Origin of the sequence: uncultured Formosa sp., assembly GCF_947500765.1 — a bacterium.
Lineage (GTDB): Bacteria > Bacteroidota > Bacteroidia > Flavobacteriales > Flavobacteriaceae > Formosa.
Genome location: NZ_CANMTH010000023.1, coordinates 1 through 5,297, shown reverse-complemented (window position 1 = coordinate 5,297; position 5,297 = coordinate 1). Strand labels below are relative to the sequence as shown.

The 5,297-nt window shown below is 45.6% G+C and carries 2 tRNA genes and 3 rRNA genes; all 5 read right to left on the bottom strand.

The features are described 5' to 3' along the window. Window positions 1–50 precede the first annotated feature (50 nt). The 5 genes from rrf to Q1B05_RS18215 all read right to left on the bottom strand — a co-directional run bounded on the left by rrf (window position 51) and on the right by Q1B05_RS18215 (window position 5,213). Window positions 51–157 (bottom strand): 5S ribosomal RNA (gene rrf, locus Q1B05_RS18235). 165 nt (window positions 158–322) lie between these two features. Further along, window positions 323–3,158, bottom strand: a 23S ribosomal RNA gene (locus tag Q1B05_RS18230). Window positions 3,159–3,372: 214 nt separating this feature from the next. Beyond that, window positions 3,373–3,446, bottom strand: a tRNA-Ala gene (locus tag Q1B05_RS18225). Window positions 3,447–3,526: 80 nt separating this feature from the next. Further along, window positions 3,527–3,600, bottom strand: a tRNA-Ile gene (locus tag Q1B05_RS18220). 93 nt (window positions 3,601–3,693) lie between these two features. After that, window positions 3,694–5,213: ribosomal RNA gene (locus tag Q1B05_RS18215) — 16S ribosomal RNA — on the bottom strand. The 16S, 23S and 5S rRNA genes sit together here with 2 tRNA genes alongside, the layout of an rRNA operon. Window positions 5,214–5,297: the final 84 nt, after the last annotated feature.

Here is a 5,297-nt window from a genome sequence, read left to right as displayed (position 1 = left end):
ATTTTAAACAAAAAAAATCCTGAACAAATAAATGTTCAGGATTAGTTTAAAAAAGGCGACGACCTACTCTCCCACAATGCAGTACCATCGGCGCTAATGGGCTTAACTTCTCTGTTCGGAATGGTAAGAGGTGAGCCCCATCGCTATAATCACCTTAAATTGTTGGTTGTTTGTATACTCTTTATACATACTATATATAAACTTGTAACTCCAACCGCGCTTTGCGCAAATATCTTAACATATTGAAAAAGGACGTTAAACGTCTACTACTTAATAATACTATATATAATAATTCTCTTGTACTCTTTTAAAAAAACAGGCGTACAATAAGCCTATGGGTTATTAGTACTACTCGGCTATGACATTACTGTCTTTACACCTATAGCCTATCAACGTGGTCATCTCCCACGACCCTTTAAAGAAATCTCATCTTGTGGTGGGTTTCGCGCTTATATGCTTTCAGCGCTTATCCCTTCCAAACGTAGCTACTCTGCAATGCTCCTGGCGGAACAACAGATACACCAGAGGTTTGTCCATTCCGGTCCTCTCGTACTAGGAACAGATCCACTCAAATTTCTAACGCCCACAGTAGATAGAGACCGAACTGTCTCACGACGTTCTGAACCCAGCTCGCGTGCCACTTTAATGGGCGAACAGCCCAACCCTTGGGACCTTCTCCAGCCCCAGGATGTGACGAGCCGACATCGAGGTGCCAAACCCCCCCGTCGATATGAGCTCTTGGGGGAGATCAGCCTGTTATCCCCGGCGTACCTTTTATCCTTTGAGCGATGGCCCTTCCATACGGAACCACCGGATCACTATGCTCTACTTTCGTACCTGATCGACTTGTAGGTCTCTCAGTCAAGCTCCCTTATGCCATTGCACTCTACGTACGATTACCAACCGTACTGAGGGAACCTTTAGAAGCCTCCGTTACTCTTTTGGAGGCGACCACCCCAGTCAAACTACCCACCAAGCACTGTCCCTTCAAAAGAAGGTTAGACTCTAGATAAGCAAAGGGTGGTATTTCAACAATGACTCCACAACACCTAGCGATGCCGCTTCAAAGTCTCCCACCTATCCTACACATTACTTATCCAAAACCAATACTAAGCTATAGTAAAGGTGCACGGGGTCTTTTCGTCCCACTGCGGGTAATCGGCATCTTCACCGATACTACAATTTCACCGAGCTCATGGTTGAGACAGTGTCCAGATCGTTGCACCATTCGTGCAGGTCGGAACTTACCCGACAAGGAATTTCGCTACCTTAGGACCGTTATAGTTACGGCCGCCGTTTACTGGGGCTTCATTTTAGACCGTCGAGGTAAACCTCTAAGCCCACCACTTAACCTTCCAGCACCGGGCAGGTGTCAGGCCATATACGTCATCTTTCAATTTAGCATAGCCCTGTGTTTTTGATAAACAGTCGCCTGGACCTTTTCACTGCGGCCCCACCGAAGTGGGGCGACCCTTCTCCCGAAGTTACGGGTCTATTTTGCCTAGTTCCTTAACCATGAATCTCTCGAGCTCCTTAGAATTCTCATCCCAACTACCTGTGTCGGTTTAGGGTACGGGCTGCTGCTTTCGCTTTTCTTGGAAGTCGCTTTTCTGGATTATCACCTTGACCGTAGTCTCAGTGTACTATCGCGGTATTACTACTCGCTTCAACGAACTATTCCGTCAGTTCGCACCAAATTTACGCCTCCGTCACTTTTAGTAAGAGCAGGTACAGGAATATTAACCTGTTGTCCATCCACTACCCCTTTCGGGTTCGCGTTAGGTCCCGACTAACCCTCAGCTGATTAGCATAGCTGAGGAAACCTTAGTCTTTCGGAGTGCGGGTTTCTCGCCCGCATTATCGTTACTTATGCCTACATTTTCTTTTCTATACGTTCCAGCATACCTCACAGTACACCTTCTACACCTATAGAATGCTCCCCTACCAGTTATAATAAATTATAAATCCATAGCTTCGGTAATATGTTTATGCCCGATTATTATCCATGCCGAACCGCTCGACTAGTGAGCTGTTACGCACTCTTTAAATGAATGGCTGCTTCCAAGCCAACATCCTAGCTGTCAAAGCAGTTCAACCGCGTTTTTTCAACTTAACATATATTTGGGGACCTTAGCTGATGGTCTGGGTTCTTTCCCTCTCGGACATGGACCTTAGCACCCATGCCCTCACTGCTGATCAACATTTTATAGCATTCGGAGTTTGTCAGGAATTGGTAGGCGGTGAAGCCCCCGCATCCAATCAGTAGCTCTACCTCTATAAAACTATAAATCAACGCTGCACCTAAATGCATTTCGGGGAGTACGAGCTATTTCCGAGTTTGATTGGCCTTTCACCCCTACCCACAGGTCATCCGAAGACTTTTCAACGTCAACCGGTTCGGTCCTCCACTGTATGTTACTACAGCTTCAACCTGCCCATGGGTAGATCACACGGTTTCGCGTCTACCACTACTAACTAAAGCGCCCTATTCAGACTCGCTTTCGCTACGGATCCGTGACTTAATCACTTAACCTTGCTAGCAACGGTAACTCGTAGGCTCATTATGCAAAAGGCACGCCGTCACACGTAAACGTGCTCCGACCGCTTGTAAGCGTATGGTTTCAGGATCTATTTCACTCCCTTATTCAGGGTTCTTTTCACCTTTCCCTCACGGTACTAGTTCACTATCGGTCTCTCAGGAGTATTTAGCCTTAACGGATGGTCCCGCCAAATTCACACAGGGTTTCACGTGCCCCGCACTACTCAGGATACCACTATCTTGCCAATCTTTACCTATACGGGACTATCACCCTCTCTGGTCGCTCTTTCCAAAGCGTTCTAATTCATCATGGTTCAAATATCGTGGTCCTACAACCCCAATAATGCCGTAACATTATTGGTTTGGGCTAATCCGCGTTCGCTCGCCGCTACTTACGGAATCACTTTTGTTTTCTTCTCCTCCGGGTACTTAGATGTTTCAGTTCTCCGGGTTTGCTTGCCTTACGGCATGATATATCTTCAATATACCGGGTTGCCCCATTCGGATATCTGCGGATCATATTGTATGTGCCAATCCCCGCAGCTTTTCGCAGCTTATCACGTCCTTCATCGCCTCTGAGAGCCTAGGCATTCCCCATACGCCCTTATTTAGCTTATTGTACTTTTTGCTTTTTTAATGAGTTTGTTTATAATTAAAAGCTCGTAAACCTTAATTATAAACGAATTATTATTTTTATTCAAAATATATCATATATAGTATGTGCAATACTACATATTCAAATATCTTAATGTATTTTTATGTATCTTTTTCAATATGTCAATGAACGTGTGGCGTATTGCTCCTAATAAATTAGTTGCAATCTTTTGCCGTTGTGGAGAATATCGGAGTCGAACCGATGACCTCCTGCGTGCAAGGCAGGCGCTCTAGCCAGCTGAGCTAATCCCCCATGTAAAATCCTATCAATTAGTATTCTTCATGTGAATTTAGAATTCTCAGTTCTAGAATTTCCTTTATCATTATACTTAGTAGTCTCAGGCAGACTCGAACTGCCGACCTCTACATTATCAGTGTAGCGCTCTAACCAGCTGAGCTATGAGACTCTAACTATAATAAATTATATTTTAAATTAACAGCTAAGAATAAACTATCCCTTTTCCTTTTATTATCTTACTCCAATAGTCGTCTTTCTCTAGAAAGGAGGTGTTCCAGCCGCACCTTCCGGTACGGCTACCTTGTTACGACTTAGCCCTAGTTATCGACTTTACCCTAGGCCGCTCCTTGCGGTGACGGACTTCAGGCACTTCCAACTTCCATGGCTTGACGGGCGGTGTGTACAAGGCCCGGGAACGTATTCACCGCATCATGGCTGATATGCGATTACTAGCGATTCCAGCTTCACGGAGTCGAGTTGCAGACTCCGATCCGAACTGTGATAGGGTTTATAGATTCGCTCCTGGTCACCCAGTGGCTGCTCTCTGTCCCTACCATTGTAGCACGTGTGTAGCCCAGGACGTAAGGGCCGTGATGATTTGACGTCATCCCCACCTTCCTCACAGTTTGCACTGGCAGTCTTGTTAGAGTTCCCGACATGACTCGCTGGCAACTAACAACAGGGGTTGCGCTCGTTATAGGACTTAACCTGACACCTCACGGCACGAGCTGACGACAACCATGCAGCACCTTGTAAATTGTCCGAAGAAAAAACTATCTCTAGTCCTGTCAATCTACATTTAAGCCCTGGTAAGGTTCCTCGCGTATCATCGAATTAAACCACATGCTCCACCGCTTGTGCGGGCCCCCGTCAATTCCTTTGAGTTTCATTCTTGCGAACGTACTCCCCAGGTGGGTTACTTATCACTTTCGCTTAGCCACTCAGACCGAAGTCCGAACAGCTAGTAACCATCGTTTACGGCGTGGACTACCAGGGTATCTAATCCTGTTCGCTACCCACGCTTTCGTCCATCAGTGTCAGTATATTATTAGTAATCTGCCTTCGCAATTGGTATTCTATGTAATATCTATGCATTTCACCGCTACACTACATATTCTAACTACTTCATAATAACTCAAGATAACCAGTATCAAAGGCAATTTTACAGTTGAGCTGCAAGATTTCACCCCTGACTTAATTATCCACCTACGGACCCTTTAAACCCAATGATTCCGGATAACGCTTGGATCCTCCGTATTACCGCGGCTGCTGGCACGGAGTTAGCCGATCCTTATTCTTACAGTACCGTCAAGCTGCTACACGTAGCAGTGTTTCTTCCTGTATAAAAGCAGTTTACAACCCATAGGGCAGTCTTCCTGCACGCGGCATGGCTGGATCAGGCTCTCGCCCATTGTCCAATATTCCTCACTGCTGCCTCCCGTAGGAGTCTGGTCCGTGTCTCAGTACCAGTGTGGGGGATCCCCCTCTCAGGGCCCCTATCTATCGCTGTCTTGGTAAGCCGTTACCTTACCAACTAACTAATAGAACGCATGCTCATCTTTTACCGATAAATCTTTAATATTAAAGTGATGCCACTCTAATATACTATGAGGCATTAATCCAAATTTCTCTGGGCTATTCCCCTGTAAAAGGTAGATTGCATACGCGTTACGCACCCGTGCGCCGGTCGTCATCTGTGCAAGCACAATGTTACCCCTCGACTTGCATGTGTTAGGCCTGCCGCTAGCGTTCATCCTGAGCCAGGATCAAACTCTTCATCGTTAAATTTTTAAGTGTTTCCACTATTACTTTTAACAACTAATGGAATTAAATTTGGTACTCAAAATGGTCTATTCTTTTTGTTGA